General features: G+C 63.7%; 30 protein-coding genes and 1 pseudogene. 25 read left to right on the forward strand and 6 right to left on the reverse strand.

Annotation, left to right across the window (positions count from 1 at the left end):
- Positions 1 to 5: 5 nt before the first annotated feature.
- Together L1277_RS06625 and L1277_RS06630 are read right to left on the reverse strand one after the other, a co-directional pair.
- A complete protein-coding gene (locus L1277_RS06625) occupies positions 6 to 296 on the reverse strand; it encodes a hypothetical protein (RefSeq protein WP_253375577.1) in 291 nt (96 codons plus the stop codon).
- A gap of 106 nt (positions 297 to 402) precedes the next feature.
- On the reverse strand, positions 403 to 1911 hold the full coding sequence (locus L1277_RS06630) for a SulP family inorganic anion transporter (protein WP_253375578.1): 1509 nt from the start codon (positions 1909 to 1911) through the stop codon (positions 403 to 405).
- 43 nt (positions 1912 to 1954) lie between these two features.
- Here L1277_RS06630 and L1277_RS06635 point away from each other — a divergent pair, with 43 nt between their 5' ends.
- The 20 genes and pseudogenes from L1277_RS06635 to L1277_RS06730 all read left to right on the forward strand — a co-directional run bounded on the left by L1277_RS06635 (position 1955) and on the right by L1277_RS06730 (position 18963).
- Positions 1955 to 2245 carry a hypothetical protein gene (locus tag L1277_RS06635; RefSeq protein WP_253375579.1) on the forward strand — a complete coding sequence of 97 codons (291 nt, stop codon included), beginning with the start codon at positions 1955 to 1957 and terminating at the stop codon, positions 2243 to 2245.
- A gap of 72 nt (positions 2246 to 2317) precedes the next feature.
- Complete coding sequence (locus L1277_RS06640) at positions 2318 to 4891, forward strand: AAA family ATPase (protein ID WP_253375580.1); 2574 nt, start codon at positions 2318 to 2320, stop codon at positions 4889 to 4891.
- 151 nt (positions 4892 to 5042) lie between these two features.
- Positions 5043 to 6488 carry a CCA tRNA nucleotidyltransferase gene (locus L1277_RS06645; protein WP_253375581.1) on the forward strand — a complete coding sequence of 482 codons (1446 nt, stop codon included), beginning with the start codon at positions 5043 to 5045 and terminating at the stop codon, positions 6486 to 6488.
- Between the two features lie 64 nt (positions 6489 to 6552).
- The gene (locus L1277_RS06650) at positions 6553 to 7785 is read left to right on the forward strand and encodes a PLP-dependent aspartate aminotransferase family protein (RefSeq protein ID WP_253375582.1); all 1233 of its coding nucleotides are present in this window, start codon (positions 6553 to 6555) and stop codon (positions 7783 to 7785) included.
- A 101-nt stretch (positions 7786 to 7886) separates the two neighbouring features.
- Positions 7887 to 8213, forward strand: coding sequence for a hypothetical protein (locus tag L1277_RS06655; RefSeq protein ID WP_253375583.1), 327 nt, complete (start codon positions 7887 to 7889; stop codon positions 8211 to 8213).
- Between the two features lie 122 nt (positions 8214 to 8335).
- On the forward strand, positions 8336 to 8671 hold the full coding sequence (locus L1277_RS06660) for a hypothetical protein (RefSeq protein WP_253375584.1): 336 nt from the start codon (positions 8336 to 8338) through the stop codon (positions 8669 to 8671).
- Between the two features lie 56 nt (positions 8672 to 8727).
- A complete protein-coding gene (locus tag L1277_RS06665; RefSeq protein ID WP_253375585.1) occupies positions 8728 to 8979 on the forward strand; it encodes a hypothetical protein in 252 nt (83 codons plus the stop codon).
- A gap of 14 nt (positions 8980 to 8993) precedes the next feature.
- On the forward strand, positions 8994 to 10313 hold the full coding sequence (locus L1277_RS06670; protein WP_253375586.1) for a sugar ABC transporter substrate-binding protein: 1320 nt from the start codon (positions 8994 to 8996) through the stop codon (positions 10311 to 10313).
- 165 nt (positions 10314 to 10478) lie between these two features.
- On the forward strand, positions 10479 to 10880 hold the full coding sequence (rpsF, locus tag L1277_RS06675; protein WP_253375587.1) for a 30S ribosomal protein S6: 402 nt from the start codon (positions 10479 to 10481) through the stop codon (positions 10878 to 10880).
- Positions 10881 to 10886: 6 nt separating this feature from the next.
- Positions 10887 to 11435: a single-stranded DNA-binding protein gene (locus L1277_RS06680; RefSeq protein ID WP_253375588.1), complete on the forward strand. Its 549-nt coding sequence runs from the start codon at positions 10887 to 10889 to the stop codon at positions 11433 to 11435.
- 59 nt (positions 11436 to 11494) lie between these two features.
- Positions 11495 to 11758, forward strand: a complete 264-nt coding sequence (rpsR, locus tag L1277_RS06685; RefSeq protein WP_108392326.1) for a 30S ribosomal protein S18 — start codon at positions 11495 to 11497, stop codon at positions 11756 to 11758.
- Between the two features lie 11 nt (positions 11759 to 11769).
- The gene (gene rplI / locus L1277_RS06690) at positions 11770 to 12222 is read left to right on the forward strand and encodes a 50S ribosomal protein L9 (protein WP_253375589.1); all 453 of its coding nucleotides are present in this window, start codon (positions 11770 to 11772) and stop codon (positions 12220 to 12222) included.
- Positions 12223 to 12755: 533 nt separating this feature from the next.
- Complete coding sequence (dnaB, locus tag L1277_RS06695) at positions 12756 to 14135, forward strand: replicative DNA helicase (protein ID WP_253375590.1); 1380 nt, start codon at positions 12756 to 12758, stop codon at positions 14133 to 14135.
- A gap of 189 nt (positions 14136 to 14324) precedes the next feature.
- Entirely contained in the window at positions 14325 to 15419 is a 1095-nt protein-coding gene (locus L1277_RS06700) for a nitronate monooxygenase (protein WP_253375591.1), read from the forward strand.
- 484 nt (positions 15420 to 15903) lie between these two features.
- Positions 15904 to 16005 (forward strand): annotated as a pseudogene (locus tag L1277_RS06705) (nucleotidyltransferase domain-containing protein); the annotation flags it as partial.
- Between the two features lie 353 nt (positions 16006 to 16358).
- Positions 16359 to 16694 carry a hypothetical protein gene (locus L1277_RS06710; RefSeq protein WP_253375936.1) on the forward strand — a complete coding sequence of 112 codons (336 nt, stop codon included), beginning with the start codon at positions 16359 to 16361 and terminating at the stop codon, positions 16692 to 16694.
- Between the two features lie 90 nt (positions 16695 to 16784).
- On the forward strand, positions 16785 to 17468 hold the full coding sequence (locus L1277_RS06715; RefSeq protein ID WP_253375592.1) for a major royal jelly family protein: 684 nt from the start codon (positions 16785 to 16787) through the stop codon (positions 17466 to 17468).
- 2 nt (positions 17469 to 17470) lie between these two features.
- A complete protein-coding gene (locus L1277_RS06720) occupies positions 17471 to 17920 on the forward strand; it encodes an SMP-30/gluconolactonase/LRE family protein (RefSeq protein WP_253375593.1) in 450 nt (149 codons plus the stop codon).
- Between the two features lie 117 nt (positions 17921 to 18037).
- Positions 18038 to 18712, forward strand: coding sequence for a DUF308 domain-containing protein (locus tag L1277_RS06725; RefSeq protein ID WP_253375594.1), 675 nt, complete (start codon positions 18038 to 18040; stop codon positions 18710 to 18712).
- Positions 18709 to 18963, forward strand: coding sequence for a hypothetical protein (locus L1277_RS06730; protein WP_253375595.1), 255 nt, complete (start codon positions 18709 to 18711; stop codon positions 18961 to 18963). The genes L1277_RS06725 and L1277_RS06730 overlap by 4 nt, the downstream gene beginning before the upstream one ends.
- A 30-nt stretch (positions 18964 to 18993) precedes the next feature.
- Here the strand turns inward: L1277_RS06730 and L1277_RS06735 are convergent, their stop codons facing one another.
- The 3 genes from L1277_RS06735 to L1277_RS06745 all read right to left on the reverse strand — a co-directional run bounded on the left by L1277_RS06735 (position 18994) and on the right by L1277_RS06745 (position 21193).
- Positions 18994 to 19176: a DUF1918 domain-containing protein gene (locus L1277_RS06735; protein WP_253375596.1), complete on the reverse strand. Its 183-nt coding sequence runs from the start codon at positions 19174 to 19176 to the stop codon at positions 18994 to 18996.
- 110 nt (positions 19177 to 19286) lie between these two features.
- Positions 19287 to 20669 (reverse strand): adenylosuccinate lyase, encoded by a 1383-nt coding sequence (purB, locus tag L1277_RS06740; protein ID WP_253375597.1) that lies wholly within the window; start codon positions 20667 to 20669, stop codon positions 19287 to 19289.
- Positions 20666 to 21193 (reverse strand): low molecular weight protein-tyrosine-phosphatase, encoded by a 528-nt coding sequence (locus tag L1277_RS06745; RefSeq protein ID WP_253375598.1) that lies wholly within the window; start codon positions 21191 to 21193, stop codon positions 20666 to 20668. The genes purB and L1277_RS06745 overlap by 4 nt, the downstream gene beginning before the upstream one ends.
- 189 nt (positions 21194 to 21382) lie before the next feature.
- Here L1277_RS06745 and L1277_RS06750 point away from each other — a divergent pair, with 189 nt between their 5' ends.
- On the forward strand, positions 21383 to 21766 hold the full coding sequence (locus tag L1277_RS06750) for a hypothetical protein (protein WP_253375599.1): 384 nt from the start codon (positions 21383 to 21385) through the stop codon (positions 21764 to 21766).
- 3 nt (positions 21767 to 21769) lie between these two features.
- Positions 21770 to 23188 (forward strand): hypothetical protein, encoded by a 1419-nt coding sequence (locus L1277_RS06755; protein WP_253375600.1) that lies wholly within the window; start codon positions 21770 to 21772, stop codon positions 23186 to 23188.
- Here L1277_RS06755 and L1277_RS06760 read toward each other — a convergent pair.
- On the reverse strand, positions 23185 to 23583 hold the full coding sequence (locus tag L1277_RS06760) for a phage holin family protein (RefSeq protein WP_253375601.1): 399 nt from the start codon (positions 23581 to 23583) through the stop codon (positions 23185 to 23187). The two genes, L1277_RS06755 and L1277_RS06760, sit on opposite strands and share 4 nt — an antisense overlap.
- A 156-nt stretch (positions 23584 to 23739) precedes the next feature.
- Between L1277_RS06760 and L1277_RS06765 the strand changes: the two genes are divergently transcribed.
- The 3 genes from L1277_RS06765 to L1277_RS06775 are packed head-to-tail and all read left to right on the forward strand — an operon-like array spanning position 23740 to position 26961.
- Positions 23740 to 24822, forward strand: coding sequence for a histidinol-phosphate transaminase (locus L1277_RS06765; RefSeq protein WP_253375915.1), 1083 nt, complete (start codon positions 23740 to 23742; stop codon positions 24820 to 24822).
- Positions 24823 to 24826: 4 nt separating this feature from the next.
- Entirely contained in the window at positions 24827 to 25966 is a 1140-nt protein-coding gene (locus L1277_RS06770) for a thiamine pyrophosphate-dependent dehydrogenase E1 component subunit alpha (protein ID WP_253375602.1), read from the forward strand.
- Entirely contained in the window at positions 25963 to 26961 is a 999-nt protein-coding gene (locus L1277_RS06775; RefSeq protein WP_253375603.1) for an alpha-ketoacid dehydrogenase subunit beta, read from the forward strand. The genes L1277_RS06770 and L1277_RS06775 overlap by 4 nt, the downstream gene beginning before the upstream one ends.
- Positions 26962 to 26967 lie beyond the last annotated feature (6 nt).

The raw sequence follows: 26967 nt of genomic DNA on the forward strand, positions 1-26967 counted from the left end.
GCGCCTCAGTCCTGAACCGGTACCGTCTCGTCGATCGCGTCGGATCCGGCCTCGCTGTAGTTGCCGGTCTGCCCGGATGGCGCCGTTCCGTTTTTATCGTCCGCTCCGTCAACGGACCGGTCCGAGGGGCTGGTCGCGTCACTCACCGTCGTGCCGTCCTCAGGAGCCGTCTCCAGTGACGACTGGTCGGCGGCGCCGGAGTTCTTCGCCTCTTCGTAGCTTCCGTCACGCTGACCCTGATCGGCCAGGGGCGGAAGTGTGTCGTTGCCGTTTTCGGTGGGGTGCTGATCAGTCATGGGGAGTCCTTTCCGTGAACTGACCCCGACGTTACTCACCGGTGCCGAATGGACCCACAGCCTTTCCAAACCGCCGCAATCGGTGTAAGTTCAGCAGCCGTTCCGATCACAGTCGGCCAGTGAGTTTCCGGTGGAAAGTCGACGAGCGATCATCGAGACCCTCGAAACGCACGGTCGCCTTGTGGGCGGCATACTTCTCTTCGACCGAGTCCAGCACCGCCACCGTTGACGCATCCCAGATCTGCGACGAACTAAAGTCGACCACAACATCCTTGGGATCAAGGCTGTACGAGAACTGCTCGACCAGGTCATTGCTCGAACCGAAGAACAGTGGACCGTTCACGTCGTACCGAACCTGCGTGCCGTCTTCCGACAGAATGCGGTCAACCCGCACGACGTGGGCGACGCGGCGCGCGAAGAGCACCATGGCCAGAACGGCGCCGGCCGCCACACCCACCGCGAGGTTGTGGGTGACAACAACCACGACGACCGTCGTCACCATCACGACCGTCTCGGGCACAGGCATCCGCTTCAGGGTTGATGGGGTGACGCTGTGCCAATTGACGGTCGTGACCGCGACGACCATCATGACGGCGGCGAGGGCCACCATCGGAATCTGCTCCATCACGTCGCTCAGGATGGTGACGAGGAGGAGGAGCACCGCGCCAGCGACAAAGGTGGAGATGCGGGTGCGGGCACGCCCGAGCTTCACGTTGACGACGGTCTGGCCGATCATGGCGCAGCCGGCGATGCCGCCGTAAAAGCCGGCGAGGATATTCGCGAGTCCGAGCGCCCACGACTCGCGGTTCTTCGCCGATCGGGTTTCGGTGATGTCGTCGACCAGCTTCGCCGTGAGCAGGGTTTCCATGAGGCCAACGAACGCGACGCTCAGCGCGGTGGGCCAGATGATCGCGAGGGTGTCGAGGTTGAGCGGCACCAGCAGCTGGGTGATGCCCGGCAGCCCGCCAGCCACATCGCCCTGATCGCCGACGTTCGGAACGGTGAGGTGAGCGATCATCGTGATCGCCGTGACCACGACGATTGCGACGAGCGGCGCGGGAACGGCCTTGGTGAGCTTCGGCAGAACGAGCACGATGAGAAGCGTGAGCGCGAACAGCGGGTACACCAGCCATGGCACTCCGAGCAGGTGCGGAACCTGAGCCGTAAAGATGAGGATGCCGAGTGCGTTGACGAATCCGATCATCACCGACCGGGGGATGAATCGCATCAAGCGGGCGAGCCCGGTGACGCCGAACAACACCTGGATTAGCCCCGCCAGAACGACGGCGGGCAGCAGGTATTCGACGCCGTGCTCCTTGACGAGCGGGGCGACAACGAGTGCGACAGCGCCCGCTGCAGCGGTGATCATTGCGGGACGACCGCCGAGGAAGGACATCGAAATTGCAAGAACAACGGATGCCACGAGGCTCACTTTGGGGTCCACCCCGGCGATTACCGAGAAGGAGATCACTTCGGGAATGAGTGCGAGCGTCGTCACGATTCCGGCGAGTACTTCGACGCTCAGCGCCCTCGGATTCCGGAGCGTGGTGAGCACCGAGGGTGACAGTGGTGCACCGGACCGGGCGCTGGACGTGGGTGAAACAGGAGAAGACACCGGTCAACTGTATTCGTTCGCCGGCTCCGCATACGCTGGCGGCATGCCCTCCTACCGCGTCACCATCACCATCGGCCGGCTCGCCCCGGGGGTAAAACCCGACGAGGTCCTGCCGGCGGCTGCGGAAGCGGCGGCGGAGTTCGCCACTGTTGAAGCCTCAGACGTCTCTGTCGTCCGCGGCGCGGCCCGGATCACCGTGCGGTTCGCCGAGGATGACGATGAGATCGCGCTCGCCATTGGAGGGCAGGTTGTCGCCCGCACCAGCGCGCTCGCTGAACCAGTGGCGTGGGCGATCACGGTCCGCGAGGGTGGTCGCTGGTATCCGGTGGGCTGACGCCGAGTATCGTGACGACCCAATCAGACAGATGTCGTTGTGTGTCGACGCCACCCCGTACAAGGGCTAGCCATGAATCACTCTCTCGCTTACGGTGAGAGTCCCATGATGAACGAGCCGCTTCCCCATGCGGCTGCCCCGCATTCCTCGGTTCTCTATGGCCGAGCCCGGCAGCTGGCCGCCATAGCCGACGCCGCGATGGCGGTTGAGGACCACAAGGCTCAATTTGTCCTGATTGAGGGGGAGTCGGGTTTCGGCAAAACCGCTCTCCTTCACCGGGCGCTCGACCAACTGCCGGACTGGCCCCGGAACCTCGCGACCGCCGACGCTTATGAACGGTCGCTGCCTTACGGAGTGCTCAACCAGCTGTTGGCCCCGTTCGACCAGTCGCTTCTCAGTCCGGTTCTCGCAAACGGGGTCGACCCGGCCGCGCCAACTCTCGCGGTCGGTGCCGAGTTGCTTGCCCTAGTCGATGCCAGCGAAGGTGCGACAATCATCGCGATTGACGACGCGCAGTGGGTCGATGAGCAGTCCGCTCGGGCCCTGTGGTTCGCCGGTCGACGGTCACTCCACGACCGCCTGCTCATCCTCATCGCCGCCAGACCCACGTCGACCGACTTCCTGTCGCACATTCGTCGACTCGTCGTTGATGGTGAACGCGGTGTCCGGCTGGAGGTCGGCGGGCTCTCAGCCGAAGACGTGAACGAGCTCGCCGCTTCTCGATTTGGTCGTCGGCTTCGTCGCCACGCCGCGCAACGCTTGGTTGCGGCAACCGACGGCAATGCACTGCACCTTCGCGCGATCCTCGAGTACGTTGCAGCGACTCCCGATCCTGTGGTCGAGCTGGAGCGACGCATGGGCGACGGTGTACTCCCGCTCGCCCCGGGGTTCGACTCGATCATGGCGGAATCGATGGAGCGGCTCACCGAATCGGCCCGCACCGTCATCCACCTGGCGGCCGTTATCGATGACCGGGTACCCCTCCATCTTCTGAGCGCTGCTGCCGCGCGACTGTTGGGAACGGATGCTGTTGAGGACGCCATCGACGAGGCTGTCCGCTCTCGCCTGATCGACACCGAAGACAGTGGCGGACAGATCGAGCTTCGACTGCATCACCACCGCATCAGGGACGCCGTCTTGGCGGAGCTTCCGGTGCGCCAGCGCCGGGAACTGCACCGCGCCGTCGCGCAGGTCGTCAGCGGGGATCGGCAGCTTCGGCACCGCGTACACGGGGCGTTCGGCCCCGATAATGCGCTGGCTGAGGAGCTGGACCGCGAAGCCCAGGAAGCGCTGTGGCACCACGAAGCGGAGCGGGCAGTGCGTTACTCGATGTGGGCAGCGTCGCTCTCAAGTTCTCCCGTTGAACAGCAGAGGAGACTGGTGGTGGCAGGGCTCTCGGCGATCACCACGCGACGACTGGGGCTTCTCGTTGGCGCCATCCCCGAGTTCGCCAATCTTCCCGCCGGTGTAGAACGTGATTTGCTGATGGGCTGCGCGGCACTTGCCGGTGACGACGTCGATTTGGCGCGAGTAACACTGACGCGTGCCGCGACCACGAAACCAGAGGACGTGTGGGGGCGAGCGATGGTCGCTCTCGCCAATGAGGCACTCGCCACTCTCGAAATCGAAGCGCGTCGGTTTGACGTCGTCACTCGGGCAAGCGAAACCGCGATAGCGGAGATCGCAAAGGTGCGTTCTGACCCAGGATACGATCCCGCTGCACTCGGCGTGGTCGACTTGACGGAGCTCGCCGGCACCGCCGTGACCTGGCGCACCATGGCGCGGTGGAAGTCAGCGGGCGACCTCGATGTCGACCTCGAGATTTCCGGGCTTCTGGATCGGGCCGCCCAGACCGGGTTCACGCCGCAGCACGCCGTCATGTTGGTGACGCGGGGCGCCATTCGGCGTCAGCAGGGACGGCTCGACGAGGCAATCGCGGATCTGGATCATGGCATCTCCCTTGCAGACATCATGCGCCCGTCCATCGCTCCGTACGGAAGAATTGAACTCGCCCTCGCTCATTTCCGGCAAGGACGCTGGGACGAATCGGCAACGACAGCGGCGATCGCCGTCGCTCTCGCCGACGACTTCGGGGGGTCAGGGACGTATGGGTTGTCCCAAGCGGTCGCTGCACTGGTTCCGGCGGCACGTGGCCAGAAGGCCGTCGCCGAGTCGCACCTCGCCGAGGCGACACGGAGCAGGCCGCCGGTTGACCCGACGCTTCTCCTCCTCGTCGACGCAGTGAGCGCCCGGGCCGAGGGAGACTACGCGACAGTCGCGCGCATCGCCCAGGACGCCCTCTCAACCGAACATCCGCGCGCGCAAATTGGCGCTAACTGGTGGACAGAGCTTCTGGACGAGGCAACCCGACCGCTTTCTCCGGGCTCCCCGGCAAGCCGTGACCCCTTGAGCGCGCTGAGTGTGCGGGAACGTGAAGTGGCCCATTTGGCCGCTCAAGGCCTCACCAATCGAGAGGTTGCCCAGCGACTCTTCGTCACGGTCAAGGGTGTGGAATACCACATGGGAAATGTCCTCGCCAAGCTTCATCTCACGTCGCGTCGAGGCATCCGTGCATTGATCGATGGGCAGGCAAACCTTCCGACAGCCGGAAAAGGGAACGCCCGCACGACTAGGGATGCCCCCTAGTGCACTGAGGCTTCCTCACGGTGAGACTGAGGAGGAGCAACGCGCAATCAGTGTTCTTGCGGGGCAGCCTGAACACCGATTGCGCGTTGCTCGACGTCTGTGCCTCGCTCATCCGCACGGGCCTCGCTGCGGCCCGGATACGATGTACCCCATGGTGAGCATGGCTGAATCGTTGGAGCGACTGTCGGCATTGGCCGCTTCGCCGGTCGTCTCTCGAGTGGCGACAGCGTTCGCAAACGCAGGGTTTGAACTGGCGCTCGTTGGCGGGCCCGTGCGCGACGCAATGCTGGGGCGCGAGGTAACCGACCTCGACTTCACAACCAACGCGTTGCCGGATCAGATCCTCGCCGTCATCAAGTCCGTCTCGGACGCCCAGTGGGACATTGGACGTGAGTTCGGCACCATCGGCGCCCGGGTAACCGCCGGTGGGCTGACCGAGACGGTCGAAGTGACCACCTACCGTGCCGATGCCTATGACGGTGTGACGCGAAAGCCGGTCGTCGCATTCGGCGACAACCTCGAAGATGACCTCCGTCGCCGTGATTTCACGGTCAACGCGATGGCTTTGCGCGTTCCCGAGATTGTTCTCGTCGACCCTTACGGTGGCGTCGAAGATTTACTCCGGCGTACTCTCCGCACCCCGAGCGCACCCGAAGTGAGCTTCGGGGATGACCCACTGCGGATGCTGCGGGCCGCACGATTCACATCGCAGCTCGGTTTTGTCGTGGACGACGCCACAGCGCAGGCGATGTCCGACATGGCCGACAGCATCGCTATCGTGTCGGCAGAGCGCGTTCAGGTGGAGTTGTCTAAGTTGCTCCTCACCGATGAGCCTCGCGGCGGCATTGAGCTGCTCGTCGACAGTGGCCTTGCTGCATTGGTCATTCCGGAGATCCCGGCCCTGCGCCTCGAAATCGACGAACACCACCACCACAAAGACGTCTACCAGCACTCGTTGACGGTGCTCGAGCAGGCCATCGGTTACGAGAAGTCGCGACACCCCGGTGAAGCCCCGGACCTCACCCTGCGGCTCGCCGCCATCCTCCATGACATTGGGAAGCCGGCCACGCGACGACTCGAGCCCGGAGGGGCGGTGAGTTTCTATCACCACGACATGGTCGGCTCGAAGCTGGCGAAGAAGCGGCTGACCGCGCTGCGCTACGACAACGACACCGTCAAAGATGTCGCTCGACTGATCGAACTGCACCTGCGGTTCTTCGGTTACACCGACGGCGCCTGGACAGACTCGGCCGTGCGCCGGTACGTGCGCGACGCCGGCCACCTGCTTGAGCGGTTACACATTCTCACCCGCGCCGACGTGACCACACGCAACCGGCGCAAAGCTGACCGGCTGGGCTTCGCCTACGACGACCTCGAAGCACGCATCGCGGAGCTCCGCGAACGGGAAGAACTCGAAGCGGTGCGCCCCGAGCTCGATGGCAACGCGATCCAGCGCATTCTCGGTATCTCGCCGGGCCGTGACGTTGGTGAGGCGTACAAGTGGCTGCTTGAACTGCGCCTCGACGAAGGACCGATCGGCGAGGATGAAGCTGAGCGGCGACTGCTCGCCTGGTGGGCCGAGCGTCAGTCAGCCTGACTCCCGCGGGTCTCCGTTCGTCACAATCCTGAAACCGGCGCGGGGTGCGCAATAGCCTGAGCACATGACTGACTCGCGCCGACCCGACAAACACGACACTGCCTCCCTCGCGTTTGCGAGCCAGGCTGTGCACGCTGGCAACGAGATCGACGCCGGATCGGGCGCCATCCGTACTCCCATCGTGATGGCCAACTCTTACGCATTGCCTGAAGACGCCTCAACGATCAGTTGGTCGGGAACCGACGTCCCGCTGTATACCCGCAACTCCGGTGCCAACCAGTTAGGCCTCGAACGCAAGCTGGCTGCCCTTGAACACGGTGACGAGGCCGTCGCGCTGGCGAGTGGCGTTGCTGCACTGCACGCCGTGTTCTTCACCTTGTTGAAGTCCGGCGACCATGTTGTGGTTGGCGACGTCACCTATGAAGCCATCTACCGGCTCTTCGCCGAGCTGCTTCCCGAGAAGTATGGAATCACCGCCACCTTCGTCGACTCCGCCGATCTCGACGCGGTTCGTTCGGCGATCCGCCCGGAGACGGCTCTCGTCCATGTCGAGGTGATCGGCAATCCGACCACCAAGGTGACCGACATTGCGGCGGTCTCGGACATCGCCCATGAGGCGGGTGCCCTTCTCAGTGTTGATTCCACCTTCACGCCGCCGCCACTGTTCCGACCGCTCGAGCATGGTGCCGACCTCGTCGTGCATTCGCTCACGAAGTACATCAACGGACACGGCGACGCGATGGGAGGCGCTGTGATCGGACGCGGAGACCTGATTCGAAGAATCAAAGCGGATGCCATGGTGGACGTCGGCGGCGTCATCTCACCTTTCAACGCGTGGCTGATTATGCGTGGTTCGGTGACTCTGCCGCTGCGCCTGCGCCAGCACCAGGAGTCGGCGCAGCACGTCGCCCAGTTCCTCCAGGCTGATCCGCGGGTCGCGTTTGTCGCCTATCCCGGACTCGCCACCCACCCACAACACGAGGCTGCTGTCCGGCAGTTTGAGGGACGAGGGTTCGGCGGCATGCTGGCCTTTGCCGTCGATGGCGACTCCGCAACCCAGGACCGGTTCGTTGCCAACCTTCGGGTGGTCACGTCTGCGGTCTCGCTCGGTCATGACGAATCACTCATCGTCCACGTGGCCGGGGGAGTCGACGCCGGGCCGCGAGTCGCGTTCTACCCGGAGGAGTTTCGCACGTTCGGCCACCTCCGATTCTCGATTGGGCTCGAGGACCCGGAGGACATCCTCGCCGACCTGCAGGCGGCCCTCGACGCAACATTCGGTGAGGCCCCGCACTAACTCGCCGGAATTCACTGTCAAGCCCTTTATGGAGAAATCCGGGACATCTAGCTTGGAGCGACGACGTACTCAAAGCGGAGTACGAATGTCAGGAGGATCCCATGCACATCACGGCCGAGCGCGTCGATTCGACGCTCAGTTCTCCGAAGAAGAAGACACACCCAACGTGGCAGGTTCACATCTCGCTGGAAAACGACAAGGTGGAACGCGACGTCGAGATTCGTCTTGATCACGTCGGCAAGGACGTCGAGATGGTAGTGCTCAACGGCACGCCCATCGGCTTTGTTCATCATGTCGAACCGGTGTATGTGGCACTCACCGGCCCCGATCTGGCCCGGGCCGTCGAGATCTCGCAGAAACTCACCCTCGACGGGAGCATCAAGGCGCTCCTCGACACGGTGCCGATGGAAACGCTGACCGCGAGCTGACTCCGCGCTCCCGAACACCCTTGCCGGGCTGGCCTGAGCGGCCGGGGGGGCTGGCCAGCCGGCAAGGGGCTTTCCGTTCAACCCCTTGTTCCCGAGTCCCGCGCACGCGTACTCTCTCTCCCATGACGAACTCACACACCCCGAACGAGCACGGAACGGCGCGCATTCCCGGCGACGAACACGGCGCGGATGAGAGGTTCACATCGGCGAACGAGGTCAACGCAGACCGCGGTGCCGACTACACCACCACCGGCGACCCGATCGATGACCCGGAACACCTCGCCGAGGAACATGACCTTCACGCCACGACGGGCCGCCCACTGTCGGGGGCAGATGAGACCGACGAGGACGTCGATCGCACCACCGTCGGCAACCCGATCACTTCTGAAGCGCACGAAGCAGAAGAGCAACTGCCGCATGCGACGCCGGGAAACAACCCCGCTATCCCCGAGACCTGACGCAGCAGTATCTCTCCGTCTGCAGCGGCTTTGTTCGCTCGGCCTAAGATGGACGGATGCCCGAAACAGAGTTGCGCGGTGCGAGCCTGGTCTCAGGGCAGCGAGCGACGGAGCGCAGGAGCCAGCCGCTCTTTGTGCTGTACGGACGTGCCATTTCACAAGGAACTGCTAGCCTCCGCTCCCAGTGCAACGACATCCGGATTCTCCTGGTGGCGGCCTCGACGTGCGCCCTGAAATCCACTGTCGTGCCGTTCCTGGTGCCTCAAAAGCAGGTCGCCCGCTCCATCGCAATCTCCGGATTCAAGTAAGAGAAAGACCCGATATGGCTCATCGTTTCCTCAGTACAGCGGCTGCACTCGTCGCCTCTACCCTCGCACTGACCGGTTGTTCAGCCGGCGCTTCGTCGGACGAGAAGACAACGGTGACGTTCCGGCTTTGGGACAGCACGGTGGCAGCCGCATATGAGGACTCACTCGACGCGTTCGAGAAGGAGAATCCGACGATCGACGTCAAAATCAAGGTTGTCGACTGGGCCGACTACTGGACCAAACTCCGCACGGATGTCGCCGAAAAGAAGATGGACGATATCTTCTGGGTCAATAACTCCTACTTCGGTGCATACGCCGATTCAGGCAACCTCGTCAACATTGACAAGGCGCTCGACTCTGACGCGAGTGAGGCGTGGGAAACCAGCGTGGTTGAGCAGTTCACCCGTGACGACACCCTCTGGGGCGTTCCGCAGCTCTATGACGCCGGTGTGGCGGTTTACTACAACAAAGCTCTCGTCGAAGCGGCCGGTGTCACGCCCGACGCGCTCGGCGACCTCACCTGGTCGCCAGACCCGGCAGCCGACACCTACCTCGCCGTCGCGAAGAGCCTGACCCTCGACACCGCGGGTGTCTCTGCCGCGGATCCTGCGTTCAACGGCACCATCGCTCAGTATGGAACCAACCTGGCCAACGACACCCAGTCCATCACCCTGCCGTTCATCGGCTCTAACGGCGGCGTCTACCAAAAGGGTGACGCTTTTGCGTTCTCTGATCCGAAGACCGTCGAAGCAATCACCTACCTCGTGAACGCCATCAACACGGCGAAGGTCGCTCCGGCCGCAGCTGACACCAACACCAACAGTGACTTCAGCCGCGACGCGTTCATCGACGGCAAGCTTGCGCTGTTCCAATCCGGGCTCTTCAACCTCAAGAACATTGATGATGGTGCCGACTTTGAATGGGGTGTCGCTCCGATGCCCGAGGGGCCGGCCGGCCGGGTATCGGTCACCAATGGCATCGTCGTCGCAGGCAACGCCGCATCCGAGAAACAAGACGCGATCGCCGAGGTGCTGACGTGGCTCGGGTCGGAGAAAGGCAACGGATACCTCGGCACGGCGGGCGCCGCTGTTCCGGCCGTGAAGAGCGCGCAGGCTCGTTACTTCGATTACTGGGACGGCAAGGATGTCTCCGTTGACCCGTTCTTCGACGTGATCGAACAGTCCTCACCGATTTCGGCTCCGACCGGTGCCAACTACGGCAAGGGATTCGAGGCGTTCGAGCCGATCTTCCAGCAGATCTTCACGGGCACCCTCGATCCCCAGGTGGGCCTCAAACAAGCAGAGGACGCTGCGAACGCTGCCATCGGTGGCTAGGAGTAGGCGAGCGGATGCCACACCGCAATAGGTAAAACTGCGGACGTCCGGTAAGCTACTCAGGTTGCCCGTCTGCGAACACTCTGTTCCCATCCGGTGCAACGATGCTAGAACCCTCCTGCTGCAGATCGTCTGCAGCCGTTCGAGTCCGAAGGAGGTGGGTTAGTGACGCATCAGTATGAACTCATGGTTATCCTCGACCCCGAGATTGACGAGCGCACCGTTGCTCCCAGTCTCGATAAGTTCCTTAATGTCATCCGCAACGATGGTGGAACCATCGACAAGGTCGACATCTGGGGCCGTCGTCGCCTGGCTTACGAAATCAACAAGAAGAGCGAAGGCATCTACGCCGTCGTCGACTTCACCGCGACGAGCGAAGCAACGGTCGAGCTCGACCGCCAGCTGAAGCTCTCCGAGGCCGTCATGCGCACCAAGGTGCTCCGTGCTGAGGAAGCGATCGCTCTGGTTGCATCCGAAGGCAAGCGCGCCGAGGAGAAGGCAGCCCGTAAGGCTGCTGCTGTCAAGGCCAAGCCGGCCGCCGAGTCGGCAACCGTCGAAGGCGCTTAGTCCCTCATGGCTGGCGAGACCGTAATCACCGTGGTGGGCAACCTCACCTCTGACCCGGAGCTGCGTTACACGCAGAACGGGCTGGCGGTTGCCAACTTCACCATCGCATCCACTCCGCGCAACTTTGACCGCGCGGCCAACGAGTGGAAAGACGGCGAAGCACTGTTCCTGCGCGCGAGCGTTTGGCGTGAATTCGCCGAGCACGTTGCCGGATCGCTCACCAAGGGTAGCCGTGTCATCGCTACCGGGCGTCTGAAGCAGCGGTCGTACGAAACGAAGGAAGGCGAAAAGCGCACCTCGATGGAACTCGAGGTTGACGAGATCGGCCCTTCGCTCCGTTACGCAACGGCTCAGGTCACCCGCGCACAGTCCTCGGGCGGCGGTGGAGGCCGTGGCCCCGCAGCAGTCCAGGACGAGCCGTGGGCTGCCAGCGCACCGGCTGCTCCGGCAGCGTTCAACGGTGGCGGCGGCTATTCGAACGCAGGCAATGCGGGCGGTAACTCCGGCGACAGCTGGAACACGCCCGGATCCTACGGCGACGACACCCCCTTCTAAACATTTCCGTTCGCTGGAACTTCGGTTCTGAGCGAGCATATTCACACTAAGGAACCAATATGGCTGGAAAGTCTAGCGGCGCAAGCCGCAAGCCTGCCCGCGGTGGTAAGGGCGGCAAGCCGCTCGCTCCCGCGAAGGCAATCCGCGTTGGCGTCATCGACTACAAGGATGTCCCAACCCTTCGCAAGTTCATCTCCGAGCGTGGAAAGATCCGCGCGCGCCGCATCACCGGTGTTTCCGTCCAGGAGCAGCGTCTCATCGCACGTGCCGTCAAGAACGCACGCGAGATGGCGCTTCTTCCCTACGCCGGCTCCGGCAGGTAAGGAACACTCACATGTCAAAACTCATCCTCACGCACGAAGTGACCGGTCTCGGCACTCCTGGTGACATCATCGAGGTCAAGAACGGTTACGCACGTAACTACCTCATCCCGCAGGGCTTCGGCATTGCGTGGAGCCGCGGTGCTGAGAAGCAGGTCGAGCAGATCAAGGCCGCGCGCGCTGCACGCGAACTTGCCACCCTCGAAGATGCTCAGGCACTCAAGGCATCCCTCGAAGGCACCAAGGTCAAGCTCGCCGTCAAGGCTGGCGCCGAAGGCCGCCTGTTCGGTTCGGTCAAGACCGGCAACGTCGCTGACGCTGTCGCTGCTGCCGGCCTCGGACAGATCGACAAGCGCAAGATCGAGATCCCGTCTCCGATCAAGTCCGTCGGTATGCACGAAGCGACAGTTCGTCTTCGTGAAGACATCAGCGCAGTAATCACCCTCCAGGTGGTCGCTGCCAAGTAGGCATCGCCTGCATCTCCGGCATGAGTTTCGGCTCTGTCTCTGGTAAATCGAGAAGCGGCTCATTCCTGTCCCGGAATGAGCCGCTTCTTTGTGTCCAAAACATGAGGAATTTTCCGGGGTTGAGAAGGATTCCGGCACCCTTATAGGGGTGAAAGTCAAGCTATTTGTGCACAGGTAAACGGCAGAAGTCGAAGTTTCAACACAAACTCTAAACAGGTTCAAGTGCACACCTGTGGGAAACTAAAAGCCCTGGTCAAATAGACGTTATGTCGGAAAATTTAATTGTTTTCCACAGATCTTTACACACCTTGTGCACAAGGCTTGCGGCGTTTCGCGCATTTTATTCACAGAGTTATCCACAGGCGCATTTGTGCCGACGGTGAGACGCTCCTAGGGTGTAGCAGCGCAGGTTTTTACCGGGGCGCGCGAAGCAGTGAATCCCACCGTGTCGGTGGTTGATGATCTGCTGAAACTGATCATGAAACTCATGAGCTGTCCCCGCCGGACGGGCTGAAAGGCCAAAGGAGGAACGAGTGTCGATCGCTCACCTGGGTCTCAACGACTCGCTGTCATCCGGCGAACGGCCCGAGCAGCGCGCAGAGCGCACCCCGCCCCACGATCTGCTCGCAGAACAGTCGACCCTCGGTGGCATGCTCCTCTCAAAGGATGCCGTCGCCGATGTTGTGGAGACGACGCGCGGTGCCGACTTCTATATCCCCAAGCACGAGATCATCTTCGACGCGTTGCTGTCGCTGTACTCTCACGGCGAGCCGACCGACGTCATCGCGGTCACGGATGAACTCATCAAGACCGGTGAGCTATCCCGTGCCGGCGGTGCTGATTACCTGCACACGCTGACCAGCCTGGTACCCACGGCAGCGAACGCGGGTTTCTACGCCTCCATCGTTGCCGAACGCGCACTGCTTCGCCGACTGGTTGAAGCCGGAACCCGCATCGTGCAGATGGGGTACGCCGGTGAGGGCGAAGTTCTCGACCTCGTCAACACCGCTCAGGCGGAGATTTACGGCGTCACGGGATCCACCCAGGCAGAAGACTACGTTCCGCTGAACGAGGCCGTCGGGGTGGCCTTCGAAGAGATCGAAGCGAACAACGGCTCGGACGGCCAGATGGCTGGTGTGCCCACCGGGTTCGCCGAGATGGACGACCTCACCAACGGGTTCCACGGTGGGCAGCTCATCATCGTCGCCGCACGGCCCGCGCTCGGAAAGTCCACGCTCGCGCTCGACTTCGCTCGTGCTGCCTCCATTGGCAACAACCAGCCCTCGATCTTCTTCTCGCTGGAAATGGGACGAAGCGAAATTGCGATGCGTTTGCTGTCAGCCGAAGCATCCGTGCCCCTGCAGAGCATGCGTAAGGGCAACGTCGACCAGCGTGACTGGAACAAACTCGCGGCGGTTCGCGGTCGTATCAACGATGCACCCCTGTACATCGATGACAGCCCCAACATGACGCTCGTCGAGATTCGGGCGAAGTGCCGGCGGCTCAAGCAGCGCGTGGGACTCAAGCTCGTCGTTATCGACTACCTGCAGCTGATGACCTCGGGTAAGCGCGTCGAGAGCCGACAGCAGGAGGTTTCGGAGTTCTCGCGTGCGCTCAAGCTGCTCGCCAAGGAGCTTCAGGTTCCGGTTATCGCGCTGTCCCAGCTCAACCGTGGACCAGAGCAGCGCGCGGATAAAATGCCGGCCATTTCCGACCTTCGTGAATCGGGATCACTCGAGCAGGACGCCGACATGGTTATTCTTCTGCACCGCGAGAGCGCGTACGAAAAAGACAACCCGCGCGCGGGTGAGGCTGACCTCATCGTCGCTAAGCACCGTAACGGTCCGACGCGAACCGTGACCGTGGCGTTCCACGGCCACTTCTCACGCTTCGCCGACCTCGCGCCCGCCTAAACTCTCAGACGCTGGCCGCGCCAGATCTCGCGGGGCCGCGTTATCGCCGCCGCCCCGGAGCGGCACTCGTCGTTGCGCGGAAGCAATGCAGTGCCGGATCAGCCAGAAGGTTCCGCTCCGAGCCGGCCCATGCCAGAAGGGCAGCCCAACGCACTTCAATCTTCTGTGAGGGCGGAGGATTATGAGGTAATGAACATCAAAACTCGCGAGCCGGCACGTCGCCTCCCCGCTCCGCTCGATCGAAGCAAGCCGGTGTGGGTGGCACCAATGGCCGGGGGCGTGTCACGTCCGGAATTGGTCATCGCGGCTGCGCGGGCTGGACATTTTTCACAGCTCGCGGCGGGATACAAGTCAGCGGATGCGATGAATGCTGAGATTCGACAAGTCCGTGACTCGGGGGCCGACGTGTTCGGTGTGAACTTGTTCGTTCCCAACCTTCACCTCGTGGATCGCGACGACTACGACACATATGCACGATCCCTTCACGCCACCGCGGCTCGTTTCGACTACGCCATGGGTTTCGGTGTCCCGCGGGAAGACGACGATGACTGGGACGCAAAGATCGCCGCCCTTGTAGCCAATCCCGTACCAGTGGTGAGCTTCACCTTTGGGCTCCCCGACGTCGAGGTCATCAACCAGCTCCGGGAGATCGGTACTGCGACGATGCAGACCGTGACATCTGTGGAGGAAGCGCGAGAGTCCGAGGCCGCGGGGGTCGACGTGCTCATGGTTCAGGGCTTCGCCGCCGGTGGACACTCTGGCATATGGAAACGCGACGCTCTCCCCGCCGACACTTCGCTCGTTGAACTTGTCAGGGAGGTGCGTGCAACAACCCAGCTCCCTCTCGCAGCGGCGGGAGGCATCGATAATGCCACGGCGGTCAGAGCCACCCTCGCGGCAGGGGCGGATGCCATCGGAGTCGGCACACTCGCGCTCCGGTCTACTGAAAGTGGTGCGTCAACGTTGTATAAGAACGCTCTGGCGGACCCTGCCTATATCGAAACACGACTCACTCGTGCCTTTACAGGCCGGCCCGCGCGAGCACTGGTCAATCAGTTCGTCCTCGACCATGATGCAATGTCGATCAGCGGTTACCCGGCGGTGCACCATCTCACAAGGCCGCTTCGGCAGGTTGCCGCTCACATAGGCGACGCCACCGCGGTACACCTGTGGGCAGGGATGGGGTGGCGCTCTGCACGAGACGATGCTCTGTCGGAGATTCTCGCCGAACTCAGCCCGGGGTCCCCGTCGAGCCGGAGCGCTCATGCTGGGCCGTCTGCCTGAGTCCTTGACCCATGAGGTGGGGGATTGCTTCGCTTACGGCGCTCGGTTCCCTGTGACCACGGTGGAGTGACTCAGTGGCCGCCGACCCTCCCTCCGCCAGGACCCCTTGTTGTGCGTATCACGCGGGTTTACGATGCGGGTATGTAGAGGAGGCAGGCCATGGATTGGTTCAGTCTTGGTGTGATGGCTCTGATCGCGGTATCTGCGGTTCTTGTCGCCTGGTGGGCATCCCACATGAGTCGGACCCGGGGCCCTCGCATCGAGGATCGCGAAAATATGGACCGTCTCGAGTGGAAGCATGATGACGTCAAGCGCGGGACATCACCTGAGAGTTCTGGGCTCTGACGGTTCAGGAGCCGAGCCTCTGAACCCGATCGGCGCAAGGGCGACTTCGCCCTAATCCGCCTAAGGATGTCTCTCGATCGGGTGCGAACGCCCATGGATGAGGTCAGGGATCATGCTCGACGGTATTCAGCTCCGGCGCATGGCACGCGACTTGAGCGCTGTACACGGCGTTCGTGCGGTTGCTCTTGGCGGAAGTCGGGCTCGTGGCACGCATCGGCCCGACTCGGACGTTGATCTGGGACTGTACTACGAGGACGACGTCGACCGGGAGGCCCTGGGACAGCTGGCGGCTCGTTGGGCCGGCGAACCGATCCGCGTTGCCCCGTCCGGCGGATGGGGACCGTGGATGGACAGCGGCGCGTGGCTCGCCATCGAGGGAACGGCCGTCGACTGGATTCTTCGGGATGTTCGGCGGGTGGAGGAGCAATGCGAGCGAGCTCGACGTGGCCAATTCGCCTTCCATCCGCAGCCCGGCCACCCACTGGGCTTTCTCGACGTCTCGTATGCGGGCGAGGTTGCAACCTGCATTCCGCTCTGCGACCCAAGCGGAATCTTGGCCGGGCTGGCGGAACGAGTCACCCCCTATCCCGATCGTTGCGCGCAGCAGTACTCCAGTCCCTCTGGCATGTCGACTTCTTGCTTGACGGGGCTGAGAAAGGCGCCGATGGTGGCGACACTGCGTACGTCGCGCTGTGCGCGGCCACAGCGGCGATGCTCGTCGCGCACGGTTGGCACGCTTATGCGCGCGAATGGGTTGTTAACGAAAAATCACTTGTGCCGAACGTCGCTCGATTGCCGGTCGACAGCGGAGGCTTCAGCGATGCCGTTGCTTCGGCGTTGAGTGCGCTCGGCTCGGGACCCGACGCTCTGCACCACGCCATCGCCTCAATTCGTCACCTGGCGCGCCCCATCGGCTCAGAGATCATCTGATTCCTTGGAGCGCGGCGGAGCGTTCACGATGTCAAGCCCTGACGCGACGTGGGGAATACGCGGTTTGCTTGGGGCACAGGAGGTTCGAGTATGACGAGTGCATTTTTCGCTAATGGGCAGGATCCGGTAGTGCACGGGATCGATACCGCCCGAGGGCAACTGGAGGTGGTGCACACTTTTGAGAGCGGGCCGATGCCGACGGGCGTTAGCGTCTCCCATACCGGGCGCATCTTCGTCAATTTTCCCAAGTGGGGAGACGAAGTTCCCGCCACCGTGGTGGAACTCGTGAATGGTGAAGCGGTGCCGTTTCCGAGCGCGGCTCTCAACCAACCGAGGAACGATGCCGATCCGGATGCGCTCGTATCTGTGCAGAGCATCGTCGTTGATCCCGCTGACCGGCTGTGGATCCTCGACACCGGCAGCCCAATGTTTCAACCCACCCAGCATGGCGGCCCCAAACTCGTCTGCGTGAACCTGGCAACGGATCAGGTCGAGAAAACGATCCTGTTCGACACTGACGTCGTCCTGCCGACGACTTACCTCAACGACGTCCGCTTCGACCTGCGTCAGGGGGAGGCCGGCTTCGCCTACATCACTGATTCGTCCGATCAGGGCCCCAACGGAATCATCGTCGTCGACCTCGCAAGCGGACAGGCCTGGCGAAAGCTGCACGAGCACCCCAGCACGAAGGCAGTTCCGCTTGCGGAGATGGTGCCGATGGCTGAAGGACGGGTGTCGCGGAACGCAGCCCGGGTGAGCCAGCGAAACAAGTGACCATGGGAGCGGATGGAATCGCGATCTCCTCCGACGGTGAGCGCCTCTGGTACTGCCCGCTGATCAGTCGTCGCTGGTACTCGGTAGCCACGTCGGCGCTGCGTGACCGGACGCTGAGCGGCGACGACGTGGCAGCGACGATCGTCGACGAAGGCGACAAGGGCGGCGGCGCGGACGGTCTGGAGTCGGACGACCAGGGCAGAATCTACGCCACCAACTGGGAGCACAACGCCATCACCCGGCGCCAGCCGACCGGGGAGGTGCAGACCCTCGTCCACGACGAGCGGTTGCTTTGGCCTGACACGATGTCGATCGCGACGGACGGATATCTGTACGTCACCGCCAATCAGCTGCACCGCCAGGACACCTACCAAAACGGGGACGACCTCCGGGCCTACCCGTACTCCCTCTTTCGGTTCGCCATCGACGCCGGGCCTGTGCTCCTCCGCTGACCACTGTCTCCGGTCGGGCGCCCGAGGAACCGTTCCTGAGTCCATCGTTCTTCTACGACGCGTAGACTAGGCATGTTCCCCACGAAACCGATTCGCACATCGAAAGAGGCGTCTTCCTTGGCCAGTTCTGCCGTTGCTGCCCCACGCAGCGCCGTCGAGTCGACGTCGCGGTACTGGCTCTTCCAGGTCCTTCGTGCGGTTCCCGCTGCAATCGCGGCAGCCGTCATCACGTTCAACTCGGACCATTCGGCGTCGCTCGGCCTCACCGTCTTCGGCGGCTTCGCCATCTTCACCGGACTCCTCACGCTCGGCTTGGTTCCGCGCGCTCTGGCGTCCGACCGCGGCGCCCGGCTCAACTTCCTGATCAGCGGAGTGGTCAGCGTCCTCGCCGGCATCGTGGGGCTCATTTTCGCGAACGCAGGTACCGCGGCTGTGCCCGCACTGTTCACCACCGTGATCGCCTGGGCCCTGATCACCGGAGCGCTCGAGCTCTACAGCGGCTTCCGGGTGCGCGGCCGCTCGCCGTTCGCCCGCGACTGGATGACCCTGGGCGGCGCCACCGTGCTCCTGGCCGTGGCCTATCTCGTGGTTCCGCCGGAACTGAACCAGCAGTTTGAAGGGCCGGACGGTGTTGCCCGCAGCCTGACCTCATCCATCGTCACCGTTGGGATCTTCGGCGCATACGCCGCGATCGTCGCGGTTCTCTCCCTCATTGGCGGATTCTCGCTGAAATGGGGAACGGATGACGCACGACGCGCATCCACATCAGGCAGTTCGGAGTCACAATCATGAGCGCACCACAGCCCGCCAAACCGAGTCGTCGAGACATCCTCAAGCCGGTTGAACTGCTCATCTTTGCCGCGGTCGCCGGAATCTTCACCGGTCTCGTCACACTCATGGTGACCCGCGATATCTCGTTTGCGCTCATCGCGTTCGGCATCGCGTTTATCGTCACTCTCGTCTTCATCGCGATGTTCGCGCTCACCGTGAAGCCCGACGACCTCGAGAAGAGAGACATTCACGACCAGGACACCGGTCACTAGGTCGCATCTGGCTGCGAACCCTGCGAGCGCTTAGGCGTGCTCGAGAACGCAGTCCGGTCCCGGGTACACGAGACTCTCGTGCCCGTCGTCGAACCGAATGAAATACGGCGGTCCGCCATCGTTTCCGCGCACCTCAACGATTTGGCCGTGCCGTTCAGGTGCACCGACGGTTGAGCCCTGAATAACAATGCGCTGACCTGCTGTTGTGTCCATGATCGCCTCCTGCGCTCAGCGTACGCCTGGCGTCAGAAACAGGAAAGCGGATGCCACGTGGCTGGCTCAGCCACGTGGCATCCGCTGATCAAAAAACGGGGGAGAGCGCCCTAGGAAAGGCGGTCGACGAGTGCGTCGGCGAGACCGGTGTAGCTCGCGGGAGTGAGCGCAAGCAGGCGCTCCTTTGCGTCGGCACCGATGTCAAGTTTCGAGACGAACTCGACAAGGTCGTCCCTGCCAATGCGCTTGCCGCGGGTGAGGTCCTTGAGCAGGGCGTATGGGTCGGTGATGTCAGAACGACCGGCAACGACCTCAGCGCGGATGACCGTCTGGATGGCTTCGCCGAGCACCTCCCAGTTGGAGTCGAGGTCAGCGGCCAGGGCGTCACGGTCGAGATCGATCTCGCCGAGGCCACGCGACAGGTTGTCGAGGGCGAGCAGCGAATGGCCGAAACCGACGCCGATGTTGCGCTGGGTGGTCGAGTCGGTGAGGTCACGCTGCAGCCGCGAGGTGACGAGGGTCGCGGCGAGCGAGTCGAGCACCGCGCTCGACAGTTCGAGGTTGGCCTCGGCGTTCTCGAACCGGATCGGGTTGATCTTGTGCGGCATCGTCGACGAACCGGTGGCACCGGCCTGCGGGATCTGGCGGAAGTAGCCCATCGAGATGTAGGTCCAGATGTCGGTGGCCAGGTTGTGCAGCACCCGGTTGGCGTGGGAGACGCGCGCGTACAGCTCGGCCTGCCAGTCGTGGGACTCGATCTGGGTGGTCAGCGGGTTCCAGGTGAGGCCGAGCGACTCGACGAAGGCCTGCGAGATGGCGGGCCAGTCGGCGGACGGGTCGGCGACGGTGTGCGCCGCGAAGTTGCCTGTTGCGCCGGAGAACTTGCCGAGGAACTCGGTGCCGTCGATCTGGCGGGCGATGCGCTCGAGCCGGTAAACGAAGACGGCGAGTTCGTGGCCCATCGTGGTCGGCGTCGCGGGCTGCCCGTGGGTGCGTGCGAGCATGGCGTCTGCACGGTGAGTCTCTGCGAGGGCGTGCAGCGTGTCGATGACGGTGCGGAGCTTCGGCAGCCACACGGCTTGCACGGCGTTCGACACGGTCAGTGCGTAGGACAGATTGTTGATGTCTTCACTGGTGCACGCAAAGTGCGTGAGTTCTGCGATGTGGTCAAGCCCGAGCGATGACAACCGGTCGCGCACGAGGTACTCAACGGCCTTCACATCGTGACGGGTGACCGCTTCCTTCTCGGCGAGCCAGTCGATGTCGGCTTGGTCGAAGTCCAGGTAGAGCGAGCGCAGCGAGTGGATGGTCTCTTCATCGAGCGGCGTCGAGGAGAACATGCCGGCGCCGGTCAGGTATATCAGCCACTCCACCTCGACCTGCACCCGTGCGCGGTTCAATCCGGCCTCAGAGAGGTACTCGCCCAGACCGCTCACCGCCGCCTGGTATCGACCATCGAGTGGGCTGAGAGGCTGAACGGGTAGTGCGGTCATCGGGTGGCTCCCTGTCGGATTGCGGGTTCGAGCTGGCGAAAAAGTTGATGAATCGCCCCCTCAATCATGCCCAATACCCGATCAAACATTTCGTCACCCGCGTAGTACGGGTCGGGAACATCGGTCAGCGAACTCTGTTCCCGGTCGAAACTGAGTAGCAGGGCGACCTTGCCGCGGTCCGTTTCGGTCGGCGCCCAGGCCTTGAGCACCCGGTCGTGCGTGCGATCGAGCGCCACCACGAGGTCGAGCTGCTCAAACCAGTCGGGGTTGAATTGCTTGGCCCGGTGCCGTGCACCGTCGTACCCCGATTTGCGCAACGCCTGGATGGTGCGGGCGTCGGCCTGCTCGCCCACGTGCCAGTCACCGGTGCCCGCAGACATCGTCTCCACATAGCGGCCGAGCCCCGCCTGGTGCACAAGGTGCTGAAAAACGATTTCCGCCATCGGCGAGCGGCAGATGTTGCCCGCGCAGACGAAGCACACGCGAAAGGGCTGCACCTCGGTCGGGTCCGAGTCAGAAATCATCCCCCTATTCTGTACCGCTGGTGCCCCGAGCGGGAGTCCCCTGTTTCTCCTTCACAACTCCAGCAGCGCAATCACCTTTCCCCGAGCGAGAATCCCTTCGAAAACGGATGCTGTCAGCCACGCACAGTGGAATCCACCGGCTTCCAGAAACACGGTCGGTGACACCGAAAAACGAGGGGCAGGACGGTCATGGACATCGAACCCGGCATCGTCGATCAGGCCGCGCGGCTGCGCGCGCTCGAGGTACTGGCCGAGCAACACCGTCACATTCGCCGATTGGCCGTGTCGTTGTCGCCGGTCCAGCGGCGCATCCGGACCGCGGCGAACGAGCTCGAATGGCGATCATCCAGCCGGAGAGAGTTCGACGAGCGCATGGCAGAGCTCGGTGACGGGCTGGTTCGGGTCAGTCTCAACCTCGACGACGCGCTCGAACAGTGCGAGCGCGCCCGAGCGGCGGTCCTCGCCGGGTTCCCGAGTGGCGACTCGGTGCGCTCCGGCCCGGTCGTCCAGCCCGGTTTCCCGGCACTCACCCGGCCCACGCCCACCATCCCGGTTTTCACGTTGAGCCGGTGAGCCGTGTCCGATCAACTCACCGTGTCGACCGGCGGGCAAACGAGCGTCTCCACCGAAGAACTCTTTGGCTTCTCGGCGCAGCTCTCCGCACTCGCGACCGACGCCCGGGACTGGGCCCATCAGGCCGCAATGGCGCGCAGCCTGACCGAGTGGTCGGCGGACGCGCGACCGTACGGATTCGCAGAACCGGCGCTGCATCGCACGACCGGGTCCCTCCGTGAGGTCGCCGACAGCGCCGAACGACTCAGCACGTCGGTGCAGCAGGTCGCACACAGCTACGCCGACCAAGAGGCGCGCACGCGCGAAACACTCGGGGCGTTGCAGGCATTCGCCGGGTTCATCTTCGGCACCTACCTGCGGAGCCTCGTGGTCGGCGCGGTCCCGTTCTTGCCGGCTTTCGCCGTCACCGCACTGCTCCTGCAACAGCCGCCGCTGCGCCGGGCGGTCGCAATGCTGGGCAGCGGTGTCGCCACTCAGCTGGCCGAGCACCCTCAGCTGATCGCGAACCCCGCGTTCGTGAAGGCCGTGCGTGGCGTGGTGTCGGCGGCCGACGACATTCTCGCGGGCTTCAGTGGAACCAGCCTGCCCATCGCCCGGTTCCTCGGCGACGAGGGCATTGGGCTTGTCGGGTTGGAGACCGTGGCGTCAGCGGCCATCCTGCTTGGCGGCAAGCACGCGTACACCGCGACTCCGGTGCGCACAACCCCGGCCGGAGATCCGCGCACCGTGCCGCCGCCCGCCTCACTCGCCGACGCGGCCCGGCGGATCCCGTCGACCGGGGCTGGTAAACCGCAGGTCACCGTTGAACGGTATCCCGATGGCTCAGGCGGTCGCTCTTACGCAGTCTATGTCGCCGGCACAACCGACTTCGGCCCCGAGAGCAGCGAACCATTCGATATGGCCAGCAACCTGGCTGCGCTGGCCGACGGCGACGCCGGCTCGTATACGGCAACCCTCGACGCCATGGAGCAGGCCGGGGTGACGCCGGGCGACGCGGTGCACCTGTTCGGTCACTCCCAGGGCGGGCTCGTCGCCGCGCGGGTGGCGGCGTCAGGCGTCTACGACACGCAGACTCTCGTCACCTTCGGATCCCCGAGCGGGCAGGTGCCCGTTCCGGAGTCGGTGACGCAGGTGGCGGTCGAACACGCCGATGACCTCGTGCCCGCACTGGGCGGGGCACCGATCGACGGTGCCGACGGGCGCGACCGGGTGGTGGTGTCGCGCTCGGTCTTCGGCGACTCCGGTCCGCGGCCCGACAACGTCGCGGCGGCCCACTTCATGACCGAGTACGAGAGGACCGCGGCACTCATCGACAACTCCTCCGATCCGCGGCTCAGCGTGATGACCGACTCACTCGCCGGCATTGGCGCGGGCGCCGGGGTAGCCCAGGCATTTCGGGCAGAGCGGGTTCGACCGGGTTAGCGGCGGTCGCGGCGCTGCGGCCTCAGGATGATCTGGAAGATCCAGTTGATGATGCTGATGACGAGGGCGCCGAGCACTGCCCACCAGAACCCGTCGACGGTCAGGCCGAAACCAAACGCGCTCGTGATCCACCCGACAATGAGGAGCAGTAGCCCGTTGATGAGGAACGACACCAGGCCCAGGGTCAGGACGTAGAGCGGGATGGCCACAATCTTGATGACCGTGCCGATGATGCTGTTCACCAGCGCGAAGATGAACGCGACGAGGAGGTACGTCAGCGCGGTCGCAACGCCATTATTGGGAGCGTATGGCGTCACCTGCACTCCGGCGACGATGAGCGTGGTCAACCAAATCGCCACCGCGTTGATGACGATGTTCAGCAGGAATTTTGCCATGCTCCACTATGGCATCGAGGCGTGCCCCCCGGCGGATTATCGCCGGGGCTTGCGCGAGAACTTTTCCTTCATGCATCTTCAGGAATGGCTGCTGTCTAGACTCGGTGTGTGACGTTTACCCCCGCAAACGCAGACCACGCAGTACCTCCGCCAGCGGTGAAGCTCCGGCCGGAAATCCTTGCCTCACCGCCGTATCGACAGGGCAAGCCCGCCGGCGACGACGCCTTCAAACTCTCCAGCAACGAGAACCCGTACCCGCCGCTGCCCGGGGTGATCGACGCGGTCGTCGCAGCCGGTGCCTTCAACCGGTACCCCGACGCGAGCGCGGCGGCGTTGCGCCACGCACTCGCCGAGAAACATGGCGTCTCGCCGGATGAGGTTCACGTCGGCTCCGGGTCGGTTGCTCTGCTCAGCCAATTCATCACGGCCGCTGCCGGCGCAGGGGACACCGTCGTCTACGCCTGGCGGTCATTTGAGGCCTACCCCGGTCTCGTCACCGTCGCCGGTGCTGAGAGCATCCAGGTGCCGAACCGAACCGACGGGTCGCACGACCTCGACGCGATGGCCGCGGCCATCGATGACCGCACCCGCGTGGTGATCGTCTGCACCCCCAACAACCCGACCTCAACGATCGTCACAGCAAATGCGTTCGAGGCGTTCATGGCGAAAGTGCCGAGTGACGTGCTCGTGCTCCTCGATGAGGCCTACGCCGAGTTCGTTACCGACGGTGACGCCGTGAACGGGCTGAGCCTCATCGGTCGATACCCCAACCTCGTTCTCCTGCGGACCTTTTCCAAGGCCTACGGCCTCGCGGGGCTTCGGGTCGGCTGGGCGCTCGGACCGGTCGCGATTCTTGATGCCGCACGGGCGACCGCCATTCCGTTGTCGGTGACACAGCCGGCGCAGTCGGCGGCGATTGCCTCGCTCGGGCTGGAAGCCGAACTGCTGGACCGCGTGCGCCGTCTTGCTACGCTGCGCGACAGCATCCGTTCCTCCCTCCTCAAACAGGGTTGGGACGTGCCTGAGGCCCAGGGGAACTTTGTCTGGCTTGCAACGGGCGATGAGACGGACGCCGCCAACGAGTCGTTCCTGGCGCACGGTATCGTGGCGCGGGCCTTTCCCGGATCAGGCATCCGGATCTCGATTGGTGAGGAAGAGTCTGTGGAGAAACTCCTACGAGCAAGCGCAGACGTTGTGGCATCTCTACCAGCTGGGCATTCGGCCCGGCGGTTAGGTTAGGACAATGGCGGAAACCGAAACGACGTCTCCCGTGCCTCCTGTTCAGGTGTTGGCTGCGGACGGGACCTTCTCTCCGACGGCGACAGCCGAACCGTATCTGCCCTACCTCGACGCGCTGAGCGACGCCGACCACGAGCAGTTCTACCGTGACATGGTCACCGCCCGGGCATTCGACATCGAAGCGGCGAACCTGCAGCGGCAGGGCCAGCTCGCGCTCTGGCCGCCGTGCCACGGACAGGAGGGCGCACAGGTCGGATCCGGTCGCGCGGCTCGAGCCCAGGACCACATTTTCCCGTCGTACCGCGAGCACGCCGTCGGTCTGATTCGCGGTGTCGACCTGCTCGGCATCATCGAGGTCATGCGGGGAACGACCCACTCCGGCTGGGACGTCTCTGACCCGCGGAACGGCAACTTCCGCCCGTACACCCTGGTGATCGGCGCACAGGCGCTGCACGCCACCGGCTTTGCGATGGGTGTGAAGTTCGACGGCGCGACCGCGACGGGCAACCCAGACACCGATGAGGCCGTGATGGTCTACTTCGGCGACGGAGCCACCAGCCAGGGCGATGTGAACGAGGCCATGGTGTTCGCGGCCAGCTACCAGACGCCGCAGGTGTTCTTCCTGCAGAACAACCACTGGGCGATCAGCGTTCCGGTGACCACACAGTCACGCACGCCCCTGTTCGAGCGCGCGAAAGGCTTCGGCCTGCCGGCCGTTCAGGTCGACGGCAACGACGTACTCGCGAGCTACGCGGTGTCGGCCAAGCACCTCGCCGACGCGCGATCCGGCGGCGGTCCCCAGCTGATCGAAGCCCTCACCTACCGGATCGGTGCGCACACCACGAGCGACGACCCGACCAAGTACCGCACCCAGGAGGTCACCGACTCGTGGGTGGCCAAGGACCCGATCGTTCGGTTCGAAGCGTATCTGCGCAACAAGGGTGCGTCCGAAGAGTTCTTCTCGACAGTGGTGAGCGACGCCAAGGAGTTCACCGCCGACATCCGTGCCCGCACACACGCGATTGAAGACCCCGACCTGACCTTCATGTTCGACAGTGTCTACAGCGAGGACCACCCCCTGATGACCGAGCAGCGCGAGTGGCTGTCCGCCTACGAACGCAGCATGGCCGGAGGTGCCGCATGACGATGAGTATCGACGCACAGGTCGCCACAATGCCCATGGCCAAGGCCCTCAATGCCGGTCTGCGACAGGCGATGGCAGACAACGACAAGGTTCTCCTGATGGGTGAGGACATCGGCAAGCTCGGCGGCGTCTTCCGCATCACTGAGGGTCTGCAGGCCGAGTTCGGTGAGAGCCGGGTGCTCGATACACCGCTCGCCGAGTCGGGCATTATCGGTACCGCCATCGGCCTGGCCATGCGCGGCTATCGCCCGGTCTGCGAGATCCAGTTCGACGGTTTCATCTACCCGGGCTTCAACCAGATCACGTCGCAGCTGGCGAAGCTCACCAACCGCAACGAGGGCTCGCTGCAGATGCCCGTCGTCATTCGGGTGCCGTACGGCGGACACATCGGCGCTATCGAGCATCACCAGGAGAGTCCGGAGGCCTACTTCGCGCACACGGCCGGTCTTCGCTCAGTCAGCCCGTCGACTCCCAACGATGCCTACTGGATGATCCAGGAATCCATCGAGTCAAACGACCCGGTCATGTTCTTCGAACCGAAGAGCCGGTACTGGCCCAAGGGTGAGGTCGATCTGTCCGGCTCAGCCGCCGCGCTGCACGCCAGCCGTGTGGTGCGCACGGGTACCGATGTAACCGTTGTTGCCCACGGCGCGATGGTGAGCGTCCTGCTCGCGGCCGCCGAACTCGCCGCGGCCGAAGGCATCAGCCTCGAAGTGGTCGACCTGCGCTCGATCGCGCCGATCGACTACGCCCCGATCCTCGAGAGCGTGCGCAAGACCGGTCGCCTGGTCGTGGCCCAGGAAGCACCGGGCAACGTTTCGGTCGGTTCCGAAATTGCTGCAACGGTCGCCGAGCGCGCCTTCTACTCGCTTGAAGCCCCGGTGCTCCGGGTGTCGGGCTTCGATGTCCCCTTCCCGCCGGCCAAGCTCGAGGCACTCTTCCTGCCCGACGCTGACCGCATCCTCGAGGCCGTCGATCGGGCGCTCGCCTACTAGTCGCTT

Source organism: Okibacterium sp. HSC-33S16, from assembly GCF_024171565.1.
Taxonomy (GTDB): Bacteria; Actinomycetota; Actinomycetes; order Actinomycetales; family Microbacteriaceae; genus Mycetocola_A.